This window comes from Paraburkholderia sp. BL27I4N3, assembly GCF_003386115.1.
Classification (GTDB): Bacteria; Pseudomonadota; Gammaproteobacteria; order Burkholderiales; family Burkholderiaceae; genus Paraburkholderia.
In genome coordinates, this window is sequence record NZ_QREJ01000001.1 from 5,275,398 (window position 1) to 5,296,479 (window position 21,082).

Below are 21,082 nucleotides of genomic sequence, written 5' to 3' on the forward strand. Positions count from 1 at the left end.
GTCAAGGGCTCTCTTGCGACGGCGCGGGCGGCGGCAGGCCGGGCTCTGCGGCGCCCGACTCCCGCGTCGTTCCGGCTGCGCCGGGGTCGGACTTCTGCTTGCCGCCGCTGGAGCGCGAGGACATCGACTCAAGCAGGTAATAGAACATCGGAATGAAGAATACGGCGATGGCCGTCGCGCCGATCATGCCGCCAATCACCCCCGTGCCGATCGAATGGCGGCTGTTGGCCGACGCGCCCGTCGCAATGGCAAGCGGCACACAGCCAAGAATGAAGGCCAGCGACGTCATCACGATCGGACGCAAGCGCTCTTCGGCCGCCGTCATGGTGGCGTCGAACACCGACGCGCCGGTCTCGCGATTCAGCACGGCGAATTCGAAGATCAGGATCGCGTTCTTGGCCGCGAGCGCAACCAGCATCGTCAAGCCGATCTGGAAGTAGACGTCGTTACTCAGGCCGCGCAGCAGAATGGCGAGCAGTGCGCCAAACAGCGCGAACGGGACCGCCATCAGCACGCCGAACGGCAAGCTCCACTTCTCGTACTGCGCGGCGAGGATGAGGAACACCATCACCAGGCCGAACACGAAGACGAGCCCCGACGTGCCGCCCGATTGCCGTTCCTCGTAAGCCTCTCCGCTCCAGGCGACGTCATAGCCGGCCGGCATTTGCGTCGCCAGTTCCTCCAGGGTGGAGATGACCTGGCCGGAGCTGAATCCGGGAGCGGCGTTCGCCGTGATTTTGATCGCGGGAAAATTGTTGAAGCGCGTGACCAGATCGGGACCCACGACAAATTGGTAAGTGGCCACCGACGTCATCGGCAGCATCGAGCCAGTCTTGCTGCGCACGAAAATCTGATCGAGGTCGCTCGGCTTTAACCGGTACGACGGCTCAGCCTGCAAAATCACTTGCCAGAGCCGGCTCGAGCGGTTGAACTGCGAGACGTAGAGCGAGCCGAACATCGTCTGCATCGAGCTGTACGCGTCTTCGACGGGCACGCCGAGCGTCTCGGACTTGTCGCGGTCCACCTGCACCAGCAGTTGCCGCGACGAGGCATTGAACGTCGAAGTCACACCCGCGAGTTCCGGACGCTGCTTGGCCCTCTGAACGAAGTCTTGCGCAACCTCCGCGAGTTGCGCGATGCTCGCGTCGCCCTTGCTCTGAATCCACACTTCCGTGCCGCCGGTCGTGCCGAGACCAGGAATCGATGGTGGGTTGACGGGAATCACCACGCCCTCTTTCACGTTGGCGAAATGGCGGTACGCATCTTGCAAGACGGTTCGCGCGTTCTGCGTGCGGATGTTGTCCGAAGAATAGCGTTCATCGAAGCTCTTGAAACCGACAAAGAAAGTACTTGCGTTGTTTTTGTTCTGGTTATCAAGCAGGCTATATCCGTCGACCACTGTGATGCTGCCGACTGCCGGCTGTTTGATGAAGTAGTCGGTGACCTGTTGGGACACTTCTCCGGTACGGTCGAGGCTCGCCGCGTCGGGCATAACCACTGCGCCGAGCAGATAGCCCTGGTCCTCCGGTGGCAGGAACGCGGAGGGAATCGACCGCACCATGAGCACGGCGAGTACGATCATGGCTACGAAAAACACCAGCGCGAAAATCGATCGCTTGATTACCAGCCTGACCGCTCGCGAATAGCCCGATGTCATGCGCGCGAACTGTTTATCGAACCAGCGGAAGAAGCCCTTCTTCTCGTGGTGGGAACTCTTCAGCAGCAACGCGGCGAGCGCCGGCGACAAAGTCAGCGCGACGATGCCGGACAGCACGACCGATATCGCAATCGTAATGGCGAACTGCTTGTACATCTGGCCTGTGATGCCGCCGAGAAACGCCACCGGTACGAACACCGCGCACAGCACCAGCACGATCGCGACGACCGGTCCCGCCACCTCGTCCATGGCCTTTTTGGAGGCATCTTTGGGATTGAGCTTGAGCACCGTGATGTTTCGTTCGACGTTCTCGATCACGACGATTGCGTCGTCGACCACGATCCCGATGGCGAGCACCATCCCGAACAGGGTCAGCATGTTGATCGAGAACCCCAGCGGAAGCATGAACATGCATGTGCCGACAATCGAGACCGGGACCGCCACGATCGGAATCAGCGTCGCGCGAAGGCTCTGCAGAAACACGAAAACGACGATAACGACGAGCACCAGCGCTTCAAAGAAGGTGTGAATGACGTCGGAGATGGAGGACCGGGTGAACTCGGTCGTATCCATCGCGATTTCATAAGTCATGCCTTCCGGAAACGATTTTTTCAGTTCCGCCAGCGTCGCGCGAACGCTCTTCGAGACTTCGAGTGCATTCGCACCCGGCTGCTGATAAACAGCGAGGACGGTCGCGGGCTTGCCCTGGAACCGGCTGCGGATGGAGTAATCTTTTTGCCCCAGTTCGGCACGCCCGATGTCCTTGATGCGCACGATTGCCGCCCCGCCATTCGCTGCGCGCACGATGATATTTTCGAACTCGGACGGCTCGGTCAGACGGCCAGTCGTTGTCACGGCAAACGACTGCTCAACCGATTTACCCGTAGGCGACTGCCCGATACTGCCCACGGCGAACTGCTGATTCTGGTTCGCCACTACGCGCTGAACGTCCGCGGCTGTCACGCCCAATTGCGCCATCCGATCGGGCTTCAGCCAGATACGCATCGCGTAATCCGGATTGCCGAAGATACTGGACTGATTCGCGCCCGGCACCCGCTTGATCGCGTCGAGCACGTAGACGTTGGCGAAATTCGCGATGTAGACCGAGTCGTAGCGGTCGGAAGGTGAATAAATTGCAATCACCATCATGAAGGCGGACGACTTCTTCTGCACCTGAATGCCCTGCGCCTGGACCGATTGGGGCAGTTGCGGCAAGGCGAGATTCACGCGATTCTGAACGTCGACTTGAGCCAGTTCCGGGTTCGTGCCGATCTGGAAGTACGCATTGATCGTCAGGTTGCCAGTGGACGAACTCGACGAGTTCATATAGATCATGTTGTCCGCGCCATTGACCTGCTGCTCGATCGGCGCGGCGACATTGTTCGCCACAACCTCCGCGTTCGCGCCCGGATACGTGGCGGAAATGGTGATCTGCGGCGGAGTGATGTCGGGATACTGCGCGACCGGCAGGGCGAACATCGCCAACGCGCCACCTAGCGTAATGACAATCGAAATGACCGACGCGAAAATCGGCCGATCGATGCAGTAGTGCGAGATGCTCATATCGGTCGGCCTTTCATTGGGTCGCACCGCTGCCGGTTCCTTGCGCCTCAGACTCCTTGGCCTGCGTGGAAGGTGCAGGCGCCTGCGCCGCACTTTCAGACCCGGCAGGTGCGGGCGGCGCTGCGTTCTTCTCGGCGGATGGGCCTTTAACGATCTTGAGTTGCGCTCCCGCTGCGACACGCAGTGCGCCATCCACCACGATGCGCTCGCCCGGCTTGAGTCCCTCCGAGACGAACCAGTCGTCGCCTTGCCAATCGCCCACTTCGACGACCCGCTGGTGCGCTTTCGACTGGTCGTCGACGACCCAGACAAAGTGACTCTTCGAGCCTTGCAATACGGACCTCTGCGGCACGAGAATCGAGTTGGGCCTGATGGCCCCGGAAACGCGTGCTTTCACGAATTGACCGGGCCGCAATGCTCCCTTCGGATTATCGAACACCGCCCGCACCAGAAAAGTCCCCGTTTCGGTGCTGAAAGCAGGATTCGCAAAGTCGATACGGCCCACCTGCGAGAACACCGATCCGTCGGCCAGGATCAGCTTGACGACAAAATCGCTGTGCTCCGGGAATTTCAGAAGACCTGCTGCAATCTGGTCCCGGTACTTCAACATCTCGTTTTCGGAGATGCTGAAGTTCACCCACATCGGGTCCAGTTGATAAACGTAGGTCAGCAAGCCGTTGGAAGTCGCCGTGACATAGCTGCCGTCCTGCTGACGCGCAAAGCTCGACAGACCCGCGAGGGGGGACTTGATCGTCGTATAGCCGAGATTGAGCTGTGCCGTATCGACTTCCCCCTTTGCCGCGATCACTGCGGCGGCGGACTGCTTTTCGTTGCCTATCGCGTCGTCGAGATCTTTCTTGCTCAACGCGTTTTGAGCAGCGAGCGGCTCGACCCGCGCCAGATTCGCCTTGGCAACCTGATAACGCGCCTGCTGCTGCGCGAGTTGTCCTTTCGCGGTTTGCAGCGCGGCCTCGAACGGCTTGCGGTCCATCTGGAACATCGTCTGCCCGGCCTTGACGAGTTGCCCCTCAACGTACAGGCGTTTGTCGAGAAAACCGTCCACGCGAGCACGAATCTCGACCTCGCGAGAACTCTGGGTCTGAGCGGTAAATTCGAAATCGACAGGCGTGTCCTTCTGTACGACGGTCGTAATGGTCACCTCCGGCGCGGCAGCGGCAGGCGCGGCAGGTTGCTTTTTGCAGGCAGCGAGCAAGGTCACCGCCGCTGCCATCAGCAGCAGCGCGCGCCACGAACGACGAAACACAACCGGTGTGTCCGCAGCACTGAGACAATGCGGCCCCCGCGTGGAATGATGGATGGCGACAGTTTTCATTGCGCGCCCGCCTGATCACAAGACCGTACAGTTGCCGAAGAGCACCAGCGCTTCGTCGCTATTGACGATCGTCAATGTCATTGATCCGTCGGTCGAATCGAGCACCAAGGTCCACCCAAATCCCATCTCTGTCCCGTCCATGATGATTTGATTGGCATCTTTGCTGGCGATACGCATGGGCGTCGTTCGCGCGGGTCCGATGATCACCTTCTTGTCGAAGTCAAGCGAGAGAAACCGGGGCGCTCCGATATCCGCCGGTAAAGAACGGCTGCAGGTTAGTCCGGGATCGCATGAATGCGCGTCGATCGTCGCGCAGATGAGTCGTTTGCTGCCATCGAAGTCGGCGGCCGACGTGTCGAATGCAATGGCGCTGAACAGAATCGCAATTGCAGAAGCGAGTAAGGTGGGCCCTGGTTTCATCACGTACTCCGGCTTTTTCTTTGAGCGCTGCGCGCGCAGTAACCCGCGCACGACGACGGCTGGCGATTTGAGCCGCGCGCTGATGTAGGTCAGTTTGGTAGCTGAAATACAGAGAGGCAATCAGACCTTGGTCTCATATCGCCCGGCCGGGCACAGATACTTCAAGGGCGCAGCGGACCATTCATCGCCATTTCCACAGCCTTGATCAGGATGGCCGCATTGAACGGTTTTCGCAGATATGCGGCAGCGCCTGACGCGAGCGCGGTCTGTCTGACGGAGAACTCATCGTGCGCGGTGATCATGATGACCGGCAGGCCCATCGGCGCAAGTTGACGCTGAACTTCCAGTCCGCCTGTGCCAGGCATCTGGATGTCGAGAATAACGCACGCAGGCCGGTACGACGGAATCGCCGAGAGCGTATTCAAGAACTCGTCGCCGCTGGAGAACGTCTCCGCCTCAATACCTGAGGCGCGCAGCAGCCGCTTGATGGCTCGGCATACCGATTCATCATCGTCGACTATGGCAACGATCTGATTGGGGTTGACCATTTTGATATGCGAAAGCGCGGTCGCTCCACGAGAAAACCCGTTCGGAGTTCCAGCGTAACGTGAGATTTTAAAGCGAGATATAGGACCTTGGTCCACTAGCGGCGTCAACAGGATGGAATTGCGCCGGCCTCCCTTCCCGCGCAATCCCGATCGGGGCAATGCAAACTTATAGGTCGTCGGCTGCGTCCATGCCGACCTTTTCCGCGAGCCGAACCAGTTGGGCAATCGATCGCGCCTTCATCTTCTTCATCACCCGGGCGCGATGAATCTTGATGGTCTTTTCAGCCGCGCCAAGATCGCTGGCGACCTGTTTGTTCAGACGCCCTGTCAATAAGAGCGCCATGACTTCACGCTCGCGGTGCGTGAGACAATCGACCCGTTCCTGCAGCTCAGCCTTTTCGCTCCTCTTCGCCCACTCCATGCAAGCGACCTTTAGCGCGCGGTCCACCGCGGCAAGCAGGAGAGACTGACATACCGGCTTGGGCAGAAAATCGAGCGCACCACCCTTCATTGCTTCAACGCTCGACCCGACATCGCCGTGCCCGGTCAGAAAAACGATTGGCAAGAGCTGATTGAGACTGCGCTGCACGTCAAGCCCCGACTTGCCCGGCATCTGCAAATCGAGAATGAGGCATGCAGGTACGCTGGCGAGGTCGGCTCTATCCAGAAAAGCTTCGGGGCTGTCGAAAGTTTCAACCAGATAACCGGATACGCGAAGCAGTCGGGAGAGCGCGCATCGCACCTGCTCGTCGTCGTCCACGATGAAAACACGCGCGGTGTCCGGATTTATGACGACCCGCGGGGATCCATTCGTACAGCCGCTTTCTGAGGCAGCATTATGTGAAACGACGCTCCCTTGCACTCGTTGTTCTCCGCCCATAACCAGCCTCCGTGCGCTGTGACGATCGTGCGGCTGATGGAAAGACCAAGACCGAGTCCCTGAGGCTTCGTCGAAAAGAATGGCCTGAATATTTTATTCATCTTGTCGACGGTCAACCCTTGACCTCGATCCTTCACCGTAATGCGTACTCCTCCCCCGGCCCCTTCTCGCACCGTTGTTTCGATGACGCGTTCAGCCGGATCGCAATCCTTCACCGCGTCGAAGGCGTTCAGCAGCAGATTGAGCAACACCTGCTGCAGTTGAACCCTATCGCCGAACAACGTCTGCAGATTGTCGGCGATGTCGAATTCCGTGCGAACTTCCCGCGCTACTGCGTCGCTATGTACGAGCAGGGCGATGTCCCGGACCACATCGCCGATATCTACCGGCTGCAGCTCAAGGTCACCTTTTCGTACCATCGTCCGGATCTTCTGGATAACTTCACTCGCGCGCCGGTTATCCAGAATGATATCGCCCAATGTCTCACGGAGTTCTGCCGTATTGACCTTCTCCGACTCAATCAATTTCTGCGCCGCTTGCGCGTTGCTCAAGATAGCGGTAAGCGGCTGATTCAGCTCGTGTGCGAGAGAACTCGCTAGTTCTCCCAAAGATGAAACCCGCACCAGATGAGCCATCTCCTTGCGGTTTTGATCGACTTCGCGGCAGGCCACGAGCCCTGCTATGGCAATGATCTGCAAACCCTGATCAGACGCGCTGTATCTGCTGGTATCGGCTTCCACGTGAAAGCCTTCACCGTCGCGCCGGCGCGCGACCAGCACCTGTGTCGTTGCCCGATCGGCGCTCCTGTGACGGGCGCCGCGGTCTTCGGCCATGGAATCGCAACCCTGCCAGGCATGGACCGGAAACAGCATCTCGATCGGTGCGCCGGTCAATTCTTCGCTGGTGTAGCCGAACAGTTCTATCGCTCTGGCGTTCGCAAAGACTATCTGATTTTTCCGATCGAGCGTAAGCATCGCGACCGGCAACATTTCAAGCGCGTCCCGCAAATGAATTCTTTCGTCCAGAATCCCGCGCCTGCCGCAGCGTTCTGCTTGCAGACCGGTCGCGCTTGCGCCTGCATGTGCGTGCCGTCCCGGCTTTGCATTGGCAAGCTCGCGCTCATTGGCAGCAATCCATTTTTCGGGCTGATCCGCAACGTCGTCGAAAAACGCCAATGATTTCGCGCCTGGTGTTCTCAGCCGCCAATATGCTCGTTCCCGAGGCGAACGGGCGCTGATGGGTGAGGCACGCGACTGGCGGTGGACATCTCTAGGCGAGCGCAGTCGGGCCGCGTAGCAGCAGGCCATGGCGATACCGACCATGCCTTGCACCAGGTCTTTGCCACGCACGATCAGATTGATCACTGGTCTCTCCGTCACCAATGTTGAGTGCATGTCCAAAGTCGCCGTCTCGCCACGTGCGGATTCGGTCAACTATACTGATTCTTAGCGTTGAACCTGAAACATCGGTAACTTGAAGACAGTATAGAGCCTCAGGCAAGGATGTGAAGGTTCATGAAAGACTTTTTTGAGATTTTCCAATCCCTGGCCGATGCGTACTGTATGGACACTCACTAGCACTTATCTGAACGTTGAAAAGCCTTGCTAAATACAATGTAGCGGTGCATCTCCTCGTGTGGATCCAGTACAGGCCTGCATACATGCAAGTATGCCCTTAACTGGCACCGTGAATTCGCGTCATATAGCGACCGGCGGACAATATCCAGGCGGCAACGGGCCGGAACGTCTAAAGGACTATTTAGATATATCCCGTGCGCCGTCCTATTGCCACCAGCGGACGTACAACAAGCTTTTTATCCGGAAAGATCTGTGTGCATTGCGTGAATCAGATTATGAGTCTCCTGGTGAAATTGCCATCACCACGCCATCAATAGCGAATCATTGCGCGCGCCGAATGATAGTAAAGACGTGCCTATTTGGCCAGCTCACGAACGTTGATCGCATCGTACCGCGCCGTCCGCTGTGCAGAGGTTCGAATCAATATGGCATTCCTTAAGCATGCTGATTAATTTTGTGTGCTCGAGCGCGTAGCGCGCGCTTACAAATCAAGTTTGGTCACCTTCGTTCCGGCGAGCGACAGATCCGCCATCAGACCGACGTTGGTCAAGACAAGCGCAACCACTTGCGAGGTCGCTGATGTTGTATCTATCGCGCCGTTGGCACCCATTTTCGCGACCGAGACTCCTGTGTCGGCTCCAGCCGACCACCCCGCCGAATTGCGGAAACCGTCCAGCGCGGATTGCGTCATGAAGAGAAATATGACCGCGGTCGACTGGACGCCCGCCTGGAGTCCGAATGAAGCGGAGGTCGTGTTGTAGTAGCCGACTGTCGCGCCACCCACTCGCAATGCGCCCTCGCCGTGCTCGGCGCCGACAATGAAGGCCGCCTTTTTCACCGATGGGAAAACCAGCACCCCTTGAGCCTTCGAGACCAGTTCACTCGAACCTTTTACTGTCGTGGCCAATCGTGACAACGTGCCGTCCACGGCTGCATTGATCTCTTGCCGCTTTGCCGCGTCAGTTTCAGGACTCTTGCCGCTGCCGGATGTCGCGGTGCACCCCGTCAATGTCAAACTCGCGGCGGCGCCTGAAATCGCGATCTTTTGCATAAAATTCCGTCTGTTCATTATCGACCTCCATTGTGGTTACAGTGCGGACTGCCAGCTCGATTTCTGGCCGCTTGTTCCCTGCCCAATCGCGATCCAATGGTTGCCCGCAATCCGGCTCGCCTTACTGGCTCATCCAGCGAGCAACGCAGCGGTGCACAATGACCCGTGAAGTCCTCACGCGGCTGCCGCTCCTGTCCTCATGGCACACACGAGCAGTCTCCCGCGAACATGCAAACTGTCGCGTCTTCGGTGAACGGGTGCGTCGGTGGCGACGTCTCCGATTACATAATGTCACGATGCGACAATCGGAAAATCAGACCTTGGTCTTACGCCGGGCGACCTGATCGGCGGTCGTGGCGCAGGGAGCCGATCACGTGAGGTTGTAGCCGGCTCGGTACGCGGTCCGGGAGAGCCGCGTTTGCTTTATCCTCCCAACGCGATGATTGCCATGGTCAGCAGTACGCCGAGCGCTGCCATGGCCAATCCCGCTTTCCATTCACCGAACCCGGAATGACGGCCCAGCGCTATTCCGCTGCCAAACAGGATGACGATCGTCAATGCACGCGAGACGATCAAGGCAGTCGGGACGTGGCTGAACACGACGAACGGCAAGGCGACCGGGAACGTCGAGGAGACTACGATCAGAAAGATGGCCGCCGCTGCGACCATGTCAGCCCGCAAAAAGCGCGGCCGTTGCGGTAAATCCGGGATGGCGGCAATGCGCGCCCGGATGAGTTCCAGTTCCGTATCGGCGATCAACGGCGCGACCCACCTGGGCAATGCGTCACGAAGCGCGCGAACTCCCGCCGCCGCATCCGGCTCATGTCTCACGGTCAGCGCAAGCCTAAGCCGCCGGCCGCGATTCGTCAGCGTGCGGACCAGAAACATGACCGCATCGGCGAGGCCCCACGCGAGGTTGCAGCCAAGCGCCGTATAAAACATTTTCCGCCCGGCACCTTCGCCGGCTGTGACGGCCGACACGGCGCCGACAAACGTTAGCGCCATAAACAGGCCAAAACACAATTCGGATACCCGATCGACGGTGTCCAGAACCGGCTCGCGGGTGTCGATGTTTCCCTGATCCATCAGGCCGATAGCGTACATGAGGTCTCTCGCCGCGGTTGGCATGTGTTTATCGTCCCCCCGGCCGAACGCGCTCATGGCATGTCGACACGCGGCGGCGGGCGAATGCCGCCGAAGGATGAGTTTTCGTCACGCCGATCACAATCGAGGCAGCAGTCCCAATGCTGTTGCGGCGACGACAAGTGCCTCTTCGTTCGTGGCGATGGCGCTGTTCGAATCAACACGTGGACATAGCATGGCGACGACCGTGGGATCGACGATCCAGTGGCGGACTCTAGCAAGATACTGCGCACGTTTCAGCGACGATATTGGACCAAAGTCGTATGGCCGTCCGGTGTCCGGCGTCCTACCTTGCTAAAGGATCACGGGAAAATTATGCAGGTCACGTCCGCGCGGAGATACGGGAATGGCGAAGACTCGGGGGAAAGAAGTGCCTTCCGCGGAGGGCAACGCTCTCTCTTACAAGGAATACCGGAAGGCGTTGTTTCATCTGCACGTTGAACTGGTCAAGCTTCAGGAATGGGTCGTGCAAACGGGAAGCAAGATCTGCATCGTGTTCGAAGGACGCGACGGCGCCGGTAAGGGCGGCACGATCAAGGCGATTACCGAACGGGTGAGTCCTCGGGTATTTCGCGTGGTTGCGTTGTCTGCGCCAAGTGAACGCGAGAAGAGCCAGATGTACTTGCAACGTTACGTGCCGTATCTGCCGGCTGCGGGAGAAGTCGTGATCTTCGATCGCAGCTGGTACAACCGCGCGGGAGTCGAGCGAGTGATGGGCTTCTGTTCCGACGAGGACGTCGCGACCTTTTTCAAGGCGGTGCCGCTTGTCGAGCGTGCGATCGTCGATTCGGGGGTGATCCTGCTTAAATACTGGCTGGAGGTCAGCCCCGAAGAACAGACGCGCCGCCTCGAAGCTCGCATCCACGACGGACGCAAGGTCTGGAAGCTGACGGAAATGGACCTGAAATCCTATAGCCGATGGTATGACTACTCCCGTGCACGCGACGCGATGTTCGAGGCGTCGGACACCGATATCGCTTCGTGGTATGTAGCTAATTCGAACGACAAGCGGCGCGTGCGCCTCAATATCATCAGCGACGTGCTCGGAAGAATTCCTTATCAGGAAACGCCGCGCAAGAAAATTACGCTGCCGAAGAGACAAAAACCCGATGGCTATAAAGATCCGGACTATCCGTTCAAGTACATAGCCGAGCGCTTCTGAGCCGGGAGCCTCACGAGATTCGGCGATGGCAAAGGCTGGAACTCGACGACGGACATCCGGGTGTCCATCGTGTTGCGCGCCGCGTCAAGCGGTCACGTAGTAGTCTCGGAACCGATCCCTCAACTGGTTCTTGAGCACCTTGCCGGTTGCACCGAGAGGAAGAGCTTCTACGAACACGACGGCATCGGGCTTCCACCACTTCGCGACCCGGCCGTCAAAAAATTCGAGCAACTCGTCAGATCCAAGCGCGCTCTCCGGCGTCTTCACGATCAGCAGCAACGGGCGCTCGTCCCATTTCGGATGCCTCGCGGCGATGCACACGGCGCTCGCCACTCCCGGGTGCAGGCAGGCCACGTTCTCGATGTCGATCGAGCTGATCCATTCCCCGCCGGATTTGATGACGTCCTTGCTGCGGTCGGTGATCTGCATGAAGCCGTCGGGATCGATCTTCGCCACGTCACCGGTCGGAAACCACCCATCGCATAGCGGCGACGCATCTTCGCCGCCGAAGTAACCGGACGTCACCCACGGCCCGCGCACCTGCAGGTCGCCCGATGCCTGAGCGTCCCACGACAACTCCTTGCCGTCCGGGCCCACGATCCGCATGTCGATGCCGAACACGGCGCGGCCCTGCCTGGCCTGGATAGCGTAGCGCTGCTGCGCCGGCAACGACAGGTGGTGCCCTTTGAAGCTGCAAACCGTGCCGACCGGGCTCAGTTCCGTCATCCCCCACGCATGCAGGACGTCGACCTGGTAGCGCTCCTGGAATTCCGCGGTCATGGCCGTCGGGCACGGCGCGCCTCCCACGATCGTGCGGCGCATGGAAGTAAACGTCGTGCCACGCTCGGCCGCATGACGAAGCAGTCCCTGCCAGACAGTCGGGACACCGGCGGAGAGCGTGACCTGTTCGGCCTCGATCAGCTCATAGAGCGATTTTCCGTCGAGAGCGGGACCCGGGAACACGAGCTTGGCGCCGACCATGCATGCGATATAAGGCAGACCCCACGCGTTCACATGAAACATGGGGACGACCGGGAGGATCACGTCCCGCGCTGAACAGTTCAGTGAATCGGGCAACGCCGCTGCGTAAGTGTGCAGAAGCGTTGAACGATGACTGTAGAGCACCCCTTTCGGATTGCCGGTGGTCCCTGACGTGTAGCACAGGGAAGAAGCATGGTTCTCGTCGAGGAGCGGCCAGGCGAAGTCGTCGTTGTGACCGTCGATGAGATCTTCGTAGCACAGCAACATGACCGGCAGGTCGTGTCTGGCCGGCATGTTTGCGCGGTCGGTCATCGCGACGAATACCTTCGGGCTCTTGATACGCGATGCGACAGACTCGATCAGCGGGAGGAAGGTCAGGTCGAAGAAAATGACGCGATCGTCGGCATGATCGATGATGTAGGCGATCTGATCGACGTGCAGCCTGGGGTTGAGCGTGTGGAGCACGGCGCCGGAACCCGACACCGCAAAGTACAGCTCCATGTGGCGGTAGCCGTTCCATGCCAGCGTACCGACGCGCTCGCCCTGAGCAATGCCGAGCCCGGCAAGGGCGTTGGCCAGCTTTCTGGCGCGTTGCGCAAGATCGAGATAGCGATAGCGGTGAATGTCGCCTTCGACCCGTCGCGACACGATTTCCTGCCCGGCGTGATGCCGTTCGGCGTGGGTGAGCAGCGATGCGACCAGCAGCGGTTGCTGCATCATCAAACCATACATGACTATCTTCCTCATTTGTCCAAGATTCAGCTTGATTGCGCGTGACACGCATCTGCCGTGGTATCGCCGACGGTGAGTTCGAGCGTGCCGGCGACGTTCCGGATGGAAAAGGTCACAAGACTCAAACCGCCTTTGCCCGGCATGCAACCGGTCGCGACGTCAAAACGAAGGCCGTGGGCGGGGCAGCGAAGCAGGCGCCCTTCGATCTGCCCGCCTGCAAGCGATGCGCCGTTGTGCGGACAGGCGTTGTCGACCGCGCAGAGTTCACCGTCGACGTTCAAGAGCACGACACTGCGACCGTCAACGAAGACCAGCTTGCGTTGTCCTGGGGCGAGTTCATCGGCTGATCCGACCGGTATCTGGCGTGACATTATCTGTTCTCCCGATCACGGGCCCGACGCAACATGGCTTCCATGTCAGATCAGCTCGCGGATCAGGGTGTCCGCCTGCGGCCAGTCGCCATAGCCGGCCGCGGGGTTCAGGTGCCCGACTTCGCCGAGGTCCACGAGACGGCTGCCCCAGTCTGCCGCCATACCGGCAGCGCGATCAAACCCTGCAAGCGGATCGTTGCGGCTGGCGCCGAGAATACTCGGGAACGGCAGTGGCTTGCGCGGAAACGGCAGCCACCCGTGTTCTTCGAGCACGTCCAGCGTCGGATAACCGGCGGGCATGGGAACTTCCAGGTCCGCCGGCGTGGCCAGCAGCGCGCCCTGGATCGGGCGGTTGCGGTGCCGCGCCCAGTGCACGGTAATCATGACGCCGGCGCTGTGAGCGACCAGTACGATCGGGCCATCGATCTTCGCGATGGCCTCGTCCAGCGCCGCGACGCGCGCCGCGCAGCTGAGCTTGTCCTGCTCGAGCGGCGGCACCGAAGCCGTTTTGGGAAGACGAGCCTGCAGCAGTGTCTGCCAGTGTTCGGCGACATGGTCACGCAGACCGGGCACGATGAGTACGGTAGGTGCGGTATTGAGCGTCACGACGCTGAGTCCTTCAGGTTAGTACGGCTTGTCGCCAATAATTCCGGCTCGCTCCATCTTTCGATGGCACGGCGCGTAATCCATCACGGCGTAGTGCTGCGTGGAGCGGTTGTCCCATATGGCGATGCTGTTCGGCTTCCAGCGCCAGCGCACCTGGTATTCCGGGATGTACGCCTGGCTGATCAGATAACGCAGCAGATCGGAAGCGCCCGGATTGGCGTCCTGGCCAAAGCGCACGCGGGCCGGCGTGTGGTAGTTCGTCAAGTGCGTGGTGAACGCATTGACAAACAGCACTTTCTCGCTCGTCTCGGGGTGCGTGCGCACGACCGGATGCTCCGCGTCGGGATACTGGGCTTTCAAGGCATGCCGCTTCTCGATCGGCATCACCGCACCGAAGCTCGCTTCGATGCTGTGACGTGCGCGCAGTTCGGCGATCTGCTCCTTCACGTGCGAGGGCAGGTTCTCATACGCGAGCACCATGTTCGCCCACATCGTGTCGCCGCCAACGGGCGGGCATTCCACGCAGCGCAGCACGGCGCCAAACTGCGGGGCTTCGCGCCACGTGGCGTCGGAATGCCACGCGTTTTCGTAGCGGTCGTTGGGCTGATCCGGCGACTTGTAGATTCGCACGAGGCCCGGATGCTCTGGATCGCTGCCCGCGACCGGGTGGTCCTCCAGCTCACCGAAGCGGCGCGCGAAAGCAACATGCTCAGCACGGCTAATGTCCTGATCGCGCAGGAACAGGACACGGTGCCTGAGCAGATTCGCCCGGATCTCTGCAAAGAGGCCATCGTCGTGGATCGCGTCGGCGAGCTTGACACCCACCAGTTCGGCGCCAATGGCGTTAGTGAGTTGTTCGACAAGCATGGTGCCCTCCTTAGATGACGAAGACCGATGAACCCGTTGTCTTGCGCGATTCGACATCACGGTGCGCTTGCGCGGCATCTTCGAGCGCATAGCGCTGGTTGATCTCGATCTTGATACGGCCAGCCGCAACGTGGCCGAAGATTTCCCCGGCCAGGTCCGACTTTTCGGCGGGGTCGGCGATGTAGTCGGCGAGCGCCGGACGGGTCAGGTACGGCGATCCTTTCATTGCCAGGATCTGCGGATTGAATGCCGGAATCGGCCCCGATGCCGTGCCGACGCAAACAATCAGGCCGCGGCGCTTGACCGAATTCAGAGTCGCTTCAAAGGTATCCTTGCCGACACTGTCGAACACCACATTGACCCCGACGCCATCGGTCAGCTCGCGTACGCGCGCGGCGACGTCTTCATGGCTGTAGTTGATGGTGTGTTCGCAGCCATGCGCGCGGGCGACTTCCGCCTTGGCTTCGTTCGAAACCGTGCCGATCACCGTGAGCCCCAGCAGCTTGGCCCACTGCGATACGATCAGCCCGACGCCGCCCGCGGCCGCATGAAGCAGAATCGTATTGCCGGGTTTGAAGTCGTAGATGCGCCGCATCAGATACGACGAGGTCAAGCCGCGCATCGTCATGGCTGCCGCCGTCTCGCAGGTAATGCCGTCAGGCAGCTTGATCAGCGGTGCCGCCGGACACAGGCGCTCCGTGCTGTAGGCGCCAAGCGTGTTGATAAAGCCCGTGTAGGTGACACGATCACCTGCCGCGACGTTCGTCACGCCCTCGCCCACTGCTTCGACCACGCCGGCTGCTTCCACGCCCATGCCGGCAGGCAGCGGAACTGGATACAGTCCGGAGCGGAAATAGGTGTCCGCGAAATTCAGGCCCACTGCTTCATGGCGCAGGCGAACCTGCCCCGGCCCCGGATCGCCGACTTCAACGTCCTCGTAACGCAAGACCTCAGGGCCGCCGGTTTCATGAAAGCGGACTGCTTTCGCCATGATTCGTTCTCCAGTTTATTGCTCGATTTACAGAAGGGGATTGCGCCTGCCGGAGAACGTTACGTCCCGGCGAAGGCGTCGATTACCGCAAGTGTCCAGGTACTGCTTTATTGACCGGATTTAACCGACCGCGCCGCCGCTTCGCCAAGCGGACGATGCGGCAAGCGCGAGAGAGCCGCTCAGAGCGAGGCCTTCTCACGCAGTGTATTCACGAGGTCGAGGTCGCGCCTGTAGCTGCGACGGCCAATGGCAAACGCGATCGCCGCGAACAGCGGCGCCAGCGGGACCAGTTGCAAGGCGCCGAGCAAGCCGATCCGGTCGGCGACGATGCCTGTGAGAATAGCCGCGGGCGCCAGCCCCAGCAGGTTGTTGGCCAGTGTCAGGGTGGCGAATGCTGAAGCGTGGATCGACGGCGGGGTAAGGTTCGCCACCATGGCGCCCGAGGGCCCCGTCGCGCCGGCACAGAAGAACATGCCGCAACCGATCAGGACGAGTTGCAACCGGCCGGCCGGCAGTTGGAAAGCGATGCCGAGCAGGACGCAGCACAACAAGCAGTACACGATCGCGGTCAGCCACTTTCTTTGTACGACCTTCCTGTTGAGCCGGTCGGAGAGCCAGCCGCACACGATCATGCCAAGGCCAGTCACCAGTACGAACACCGCACCATGCACGGCGGCCTTATCCGGCGCCATGCCGTAATAGCGATTCAGGAAGCTCGGCATCCATGACCACACGGCCGCCGGCACGAGCAGATGCATACCGCTGCCCACATAGGCACAAACGACGGCCTTTGTGGAAAACAGCCCCTTCATCAGCGCGCGGAAGCTCATCCGCACGCCGAGGTTACCCTTGTGCCCGGCGGTCGCCGGCTGCAGTGCCGCCAGCCTTTTCTCCGTGACAACACAACGGTAAATGACAACCAGCGCGATACCGACGCAAGCCATCGCGCCGAACGACCAGCGCCATCCAAGGTGGGTCGCGACAGCGCCGCCCAGCGCCATGCCCATCACGGAGCCAAATGCGCCGCCTGCCATGAAAGTGGCGGTGAGCGTGGCGCGCAGACGCGGCGGAAAAATGCTCAGGACCAGCGCGATGCCCACACTTCCGTAGGCTGCCTCACCAATACCGACACACGCGCGTGCGAGCAACATCTCGCCGTAAGTCGTCGAGATGGCACATCCGAGCGTCGCGAGACTCCACAGCGCCGCCATCAGTACAATGCTTTTGACGCGGCCCCAGCGATCCGCGAGAACCGAAAGCGGAAAGGTCAGCACGCCAACCATGAGTGCCACCACGCTGCTGAGCGAGCCGAGCTTCGTGTCAGAGAGATTCCACGCGGACTTGATAAACGGAAAGACCGCGTTGAGAACCTGGCGCGACATATAGTCGGAAAGCAGCAGGCCGATCGTGAGCGCGCATACCACCCATGCGTAGGCCGGTATCCCGGATTGTGTTGTTGAAAGATCGCCCGTCGTGGGCTCAGCATGCTGTAAAAGCATTTCGTCTCCTCCGCGTCTCGCGCGTCCGGCGCCCTTTTCCCATGATGGACAAAAGGGGCCGATATTTGTGTCGCCCCCCGATGCGTGCCGGGGAGCCTCCTTCTTCAATCACCATCGACGCGGAATACCGTGCCGTTGGCGAGTCCACCCAGTTACGCGGCGCGTAGGGGCAGGTTTTTCACCCCTGCCTTGCGACTCGGCGCCATGCCGTTGGCGGCGAGGGTTTCGTCCACCGTTTTGTATTGCACGCCGATCTTGTAGATCTCGCGCGCTTCCTTGCCGCTCGCGATTTCACGGCCCAGTTCGCGTGCCACGCGCACGCACTGCTCGATCTGCTGCACCGAGCTCATTCGATTGCCGTGCTGGTCGATGATCGTGTCCTCGATTCCGCATCGCGGGTGCAGGCCCATGGCCATCGCCATCATGTTGAACGGCAACACGTTCTTCAACAGCGACTCGGCCGTGACCGTGCCGCCGTCCGGCGCGCGGTGGACGAAGTTGAAGAAGTTGAACGGGTTCGGACCGTCAAAGCCGCCGCCGATGCCGATCCACGTCAGGTTCAGCGGCCCCTTGTAGGCGCCCTTGCGTACCAGGCGATCGAGCGTTTCGAGCGCATGAATGCCGGTGAGCTGGAAGTGCGGCTGGATGCCCGATGCCTGCAGGCGGCGCAGATGTTCCTCAACCCAGGCCGGTCCCGCGGGCACCGTCATTTCACTATAGGCGGCCATGAGCGCAGGATTGGCCAGCGACGTACCTTCCAGGTACTCCGGATAGAGCAATTCCATGATGTTCATCTGCGTGGTGTTGATCGCGACCGTCACCTGATCGGGCTTCGGGTCGAGATCGGCCAGCATGTGACGCGTGTCGTCGGACAGCCACTTCGCGGCCTGGCCGTCGTCTTCCGGTGCAAACGAGATCGAGCCGCCCACCTGGATGATCATGTCCGGCACGGCGGCGCGCACGCCCGCGATCAGTTCGTTGAACTTCGACAGGCGCTTCGAGCCTTTGCCATCCAGCTCGCGCACGTGCAGGTGCAGCACGGTCGCGCCCGCGTTGTAGCAGTCGACGGCCTTCTGGATCTGCTCTTCCATCGTCACCGGAATGTCTTCGGGAAAATCCTCAGGCGCCCATTCCGGTCCGTACGGAGCCGTCGTAATGACTACCTTGTGCTGATTCTCCGGGTGCAGCGAGTCGTCGAGAAATTGCATCGTTTCCTCCAGAAATAGTTGGATGTTTTTCTTCGGCGCCGGGTGCATGTCGACGCGTCAGGAAATAGATCAGTAAGGCGAAGATACGGCAATCCGGTGATACGGATTTCGTTTCCGACGACATTGTTTTATGATTTGACGACACCGCGCGTTAACACCAATCCCGCGCCAATGGACTTCGCGCGTGAGGAATGAAAGGAGGTCGAGTGCAAAGCATGGTGAGGTCGTCGACACTGCACGGGTATTTCGACGTGGTGAGAGGCTTGGGTCTGAACCCCTACGAGCTTGTGCAGGCGGTCGGTCTCGACGCCGTGGCGCTGGCGAACCCCGAGGAACGGATTCCGGCTGACGGTGCCTGCCGGTTGCTCGAAGCGACTGCGGAGAAAGCGTCGTGTTTGACACTGGGGCTGCGGATCGCGCAAACCCGCCAGCAGTTCGGCAGTGGCGTCGTCAACGTTCTGCTCGCCCACAAGCGCACGCTCCGCGAGGTGCTACTGGCGGCGGCGCAGTACCGCTATCTGCTCAACGAAGCGCTGGGTGTTTACGTCGAAACGACCGGCGACACGGTGACGATCCGCGAAGAGATTGTCGCCGAACCGGGCACCCGGACAGTCCAGGCGATCGAACTGGCCGTCGGCGTGCTGGCCCGCCATTCCAGCGCGCTCCTCGGTGCCCACTGGAAACCGCATAGTGTGCATTTCACCCATGCGGCGCCGCCTGACCTGACCTTCCATCGCCGGTTCTTCGGCTGTCCGATCACATTCGAAAGCGACTTCAACGGATTCGTTTGTGCGGCAGCGGACCTCGATTATCCGAATCCGAATGCAGACCCCGTGCTGGTCCGTTATGCGGAAAGCCTCGCCAATCCGCTCAACGATACGGCGGCAGATTCTATTGCGCTGGATGTGCGCAAGACGATTTACCTGCTATTGCCCCTCAGTCAGGCTTCAATCGAACTGGTGGCGCGACAACTGAATCTGACCGTGCGCACCCTGCAGCGCCAGCTTGATTCAGCCGGCTCCCGTTTCTCGGGCATCGTTGAAGAAGTTCGGCGCGATCTCGCCGTGCGCTACCTGCTCAACCCGCGTTATCCGATCGGCCGGGTCGCAGCCCTGTTGGGCTACACAAACCAGGGGGCGTTTACGGTCTGGTTCCAGAAGCGTTTTGGTCTGACGCCCCGTGACTGGCGCAGTCGCCACCGGAAGTGAAAACGTATGGCGTCGTGGTGCAACCGGATGCCGCGATGGCCCATGCGACACGGCACAACGCCACATGCGCCGTTGGTTCAGAAGCTATGGCGCAAGCCGATCATGGCCGCCGTCGTTGTCAGGCCTGGCGCCACCGGCTGACCGTAGACGATCGTCTGGTTCATGGTCCCCTTGTTCACGACGTGACCGACCTGACCGTAAACCATGGTTCTGACGGAGAGCTTGTATTCGGCTCCGAGCGCAATTTCCGTCGAACGATTTGCCGAATTATTCTTGTCTTTCAGGTAGTAGAGACCCGAAGTCACCTGAAGCGTCGGGTTGAAGCGATAACCCAAGCCCGCGGAAAACAGATCGATATTGACCTGATTGGAATGCGCAGGATTCCTGCCGTTGCTGTACGACGCCGACACCGAAAATCCGTGGAGCGTATAAAGTGCGCCGAGATACACGAACTGGTTGTTGTCGAGGCCGGTCAATGGCGCACCGGGAGCCGGATTCGTATCGTGTCCGTTGTAGTACACAGCGGACAGGCTCAGACCGTAGTTCGCGTATTTGAGCACAGCGGACTCGCGCGTTCCCCCCTGAAACTGGCCCGCCACGCCGCCGGGTGCGTACTCCAATCCGATCGAAGCACCGCCGAAAGAGGGCGACTGGTAAACCAGCGCGTTGCTGTCATACAGTGCGCCGATTGGCGCATTGGTGCTGGTGCCAGGCCAACCGGCCGACTGGTTTATACCCAGCCACGCGGTCAGGATACTGCCGAAGTATTGGGAGGACCGTACATCCGTCTCGGCCATGGCATAGATCATCGGGATGATCTGCCGGCCCGCGTTGAACGTGCCGAACGGTCCCGATACGCCGACGGTCGCAAACTGGTTGAACGCAGCCGCGACACCTGGTGTATCGCTAAGGCCGAATTTGCCGGTGCTGCTGTCGAACGAACCCTGGAGCCTGAAATTGATGTGATAGCCGCCGCCGATATCTTCGCTACCCTTGATTCCCCACAGGCTCGAATAAATGCCGCCGTCCTTGAGCCGGTACACCGATCCCGTATTCGGCGCCTTCGGATTAAACGACGCTGCGGCAGTACTCTGATACAGGAAGCCCGAATCGAGGATGCCGTAAAGCGTCACCGAAGATTGCGCTTGAGCGGCGCAGGCGAATGTGGCGAGCGCTGCCGCGCCGATCAGTTTCATCTTCATTTTGTCTCCTTCCTGATAGTTTTGTTTCGACTGCGGCCAGCCAGCCCTTCCCCGCAATGAACTCAAGTCGCGTAGGTGTGACG

At 60.2% G+C, this 21,082-nt stretch carries 18 protein-coding genes; 2 read left to right on the forward strand and 16 right to left on the reverse strand.

Going from position 1 to position 21,082, the window contains the following annotated elements; all coding sequences use genetic code 11:
• Position 1 precedes the first annotated feature (1 nt).
• The 8 genes from B0G71_RS24045 to B0G71_RS24080 form a co-directional block, all read right to left on the reverse strand.
• Positions 2-3,220 carry an efflux RND transporter permease subunit gene (locus B0G71_RS24045; RefSeq protein WP_116144726.1) on the reverse strand — a complete coding sequence of 1,073 codons (3,219 nt, stop codon included), beginning with the start codon at positions 3,218-3,220 and terminating at the stop codon, positions 2-4.
• Positions 3,221-3,233: 13 nt separating this feature from the next.
• A complete protein-coding gene (locus B0G71_RS24050; RefSeq protein ID WP_241975050.1) occupies positions 3,234-4,451 on the reverse strand; it encodes an efflux RND transporter periplasmic adaptor subunit in 1,218 nt (405 codons plus the stop codon).
• Between the two features lie 117 nt (positions 4,452-4,568).
• Entirely contained in the window at positions 4,569-5,093 is a 525-nt protein-coding gene (locus B0G71_RS24055) for a hypothetical protein (RefSeq protein ID WP_241974955.1), read from the reverse strand.
• 41 nt (positions 5,094-5,134) lie between these two features.
• Positions 5,135-5,521: a response regulator transcription factor gene (locus B0G71_RS24060; RefSeq protein ID WP_116121609.1), complete on the reverse strand. Its 387-nt coding sequence runs from the start codon at positions 5,519-5,521 to the stop codon at positions 5,135-5,137.
• 166 nt (positions 5,522-5,687) lie between these two features.
• Positions 5,688-6,311, reverse strand: coding sequence for a response regulator transcription factor (locus B0G71_RS24065; protein ID WP_404935482.1), 624 nt, complete (start codon positions 6,309-6,311; stop codon positions 5,688-5,690).
• Entirely contained in the window at positions 6,308-7,765 is a 1,458-nt protein-coding gene (locus tag B0G71_RS24070) for a nitrogen regulation protein NR(II) (protein WP_116148843.1), read from the reverse strand. Before B0G71_RS24070 ends, B0G71_RS24065 begins: the two co-directional genes overlap by 4 nt.
• A 694-nt stretch (positions 7,766-8,459) precedes the next feature.
• Entirely contained in the window at positions 8,460-9,047 is a 588-nt protein-coding gene (locus B0G71_RS24075) for a YSC84-related protein (RefSeq protein ID WP_116144732.1), read from the reverse strand.
• A gap of 405 nt (positions 9,048-9,452) precedes the next feature.
• Positions 9,453-10,133, reverse strand: coding sequence for a hypothetical protein (locus B0G71_RS24080; RefSeq protein ID WP_116144734.1), 681 nt, complete (start codon positions 10,131-10,133; stop codon positions 9,453-9,455).
• Positions 10,134-10,518: 385 nt separating this feature from the next.
• On the opposite strand from B0G71_RS24080, the gene ppk2 reads away from it, so the two are divergent.
• Complete coding sequence (gene ppk2 / locus B0G71_RS24085; RefSeq protein WP_116144736.1) at positions 10,519-11,334, forward strand: polyphosphate kinase 2; 816 nt, start codon at positions 10,519-10,521, stop codon at positions 11,332-11,334.
• 84 nt (positions 11,335-11,418) lie between these two features.
• Here ppk2 and B0G71_RS24090 read toward each other — a convergent pair whose 3' ends face one another.
• From B0G71_RS24090 to B0G71_RS24120, 7 genes are all read right to left on the reverse strand, one after another.
• On the reverse strand, positions 11,419-13,047 hold the full coding sequence (locus B0G71_RS24090) for a 3-(methylthio)propionyl-CoA ligase (protein ID WP_116144738.1): 1,629 nt from the start codon (positions 13,045-13,047) through the stop codon (positions 11,419-11,421).
• A 26-nt stretch (positions 13,048-13,073) separates the two neighbouring features.
• A complete protein-coding gene (locus B0G71_RS24095) occupies positions 13,074-13,418 on the reverse strand; it encodes a Rieske 2Fe-2S domain-containing protein (protein WP_116144740.1) in 345 nt (114 codons plus the stop codon).
• Positions 13,419-13,463: 45 nt separating this feature from the next.
• Complete coding sequence (locus tag B0G71_RS24100; protein WP_116144742.1) at positions 13,464-14,024, reverse strand: alpha/beta hydrolase; 561 nt, start codon at positions 14,022-14,024, stop codon at positions 13,464-13,466.
• Between the two features lie 18 nt (positions 14,025-14,042).
• On the reverse strand, positions 14,043-14,891 hold the full coding sequence (locus tag B0G71_RS24105) for a TauD/TfdA family dioxygenase (RefSeq protein WP_116144744.1): 849 nt from the start codon (positions 14,889-14,891) through the stop codon (positions 14,043-14,045).
• Between the two features lie 10 nt (positions 14,892-14,901).
• Positions 14,902-15,882: a quinone oxidoreductase gene (locus B0G71_RS24110; RefSeq protein ID WP_116144746.1), complete on the reverse strand. Its 981-nt coding sequence runs from the start codon at positions 15,880-15,882 to the stop codon at positions 14,902-14,904.
• Positions 15,883-16,061: 179 nt separating this feature from the next.
• On the reverse strand, positions 16,062-17,381 hold the full coding sequence (locus B0G71_RS24115; RefSeq protein ID WP_116144748.1) for an MFS transporter: 1,320 nt from the start codon (positions 17,379-17,381) through the stop codon (positions 16,062-16,064).
• A 152-nt stretch (positions 17,382-17,533) separates the two neighbouring features.
• Positions 17,534-18,589 carry a 3-keto-5-aminohexanoate cleavage protein gene (locus B0G71_RS24120; RefSeq protein WP_116123771.1) on the reverse strand — a complete coding sequence of 352 codons (1,056 nt, stop codon included), beginning with the start codon at positions 18,587-18,589 and terminating at the stop codon, positions 17,534-17,536.
• Between the two features lie 206 nt (positions 18,590-18,795).
• Here B0G71_RS24120 and B0G71_RS24125 point away from each other — a divergent pair, with 206 nt between their 5' ends.
• Positions 18,796-19,797 carry an AraC family transcriptional regulator gene (locus tag B0G71_RS24125; protein WP_106277903.1) on the forward strand — a complete coding sequence of 334 codons (1,002 nt, stop codon included), beginning with the start codon at positions 18,796-18,798 and terminating at the stop codon, positions 19,795-19,797.
• 77 nt (positions 19,798-19,874) lie between these two features.
• Here B0G71_RS24125 and B0G71_RS24130 read toward each other — a convergent pair whose 3' ends face one another.
• On the reverse strand, positions 19,875-20,999 hold the full coding sequence (locus B0G71_RS24130; RefSeq protein WP_116144750.1) for a porin: 1,125 nt from the start codon (positions 20,997-20,999) through the stop codon (positions 19,875-19,877).
• Positions 21,000-21,082 lie beyond the last annotated feature (83 nt).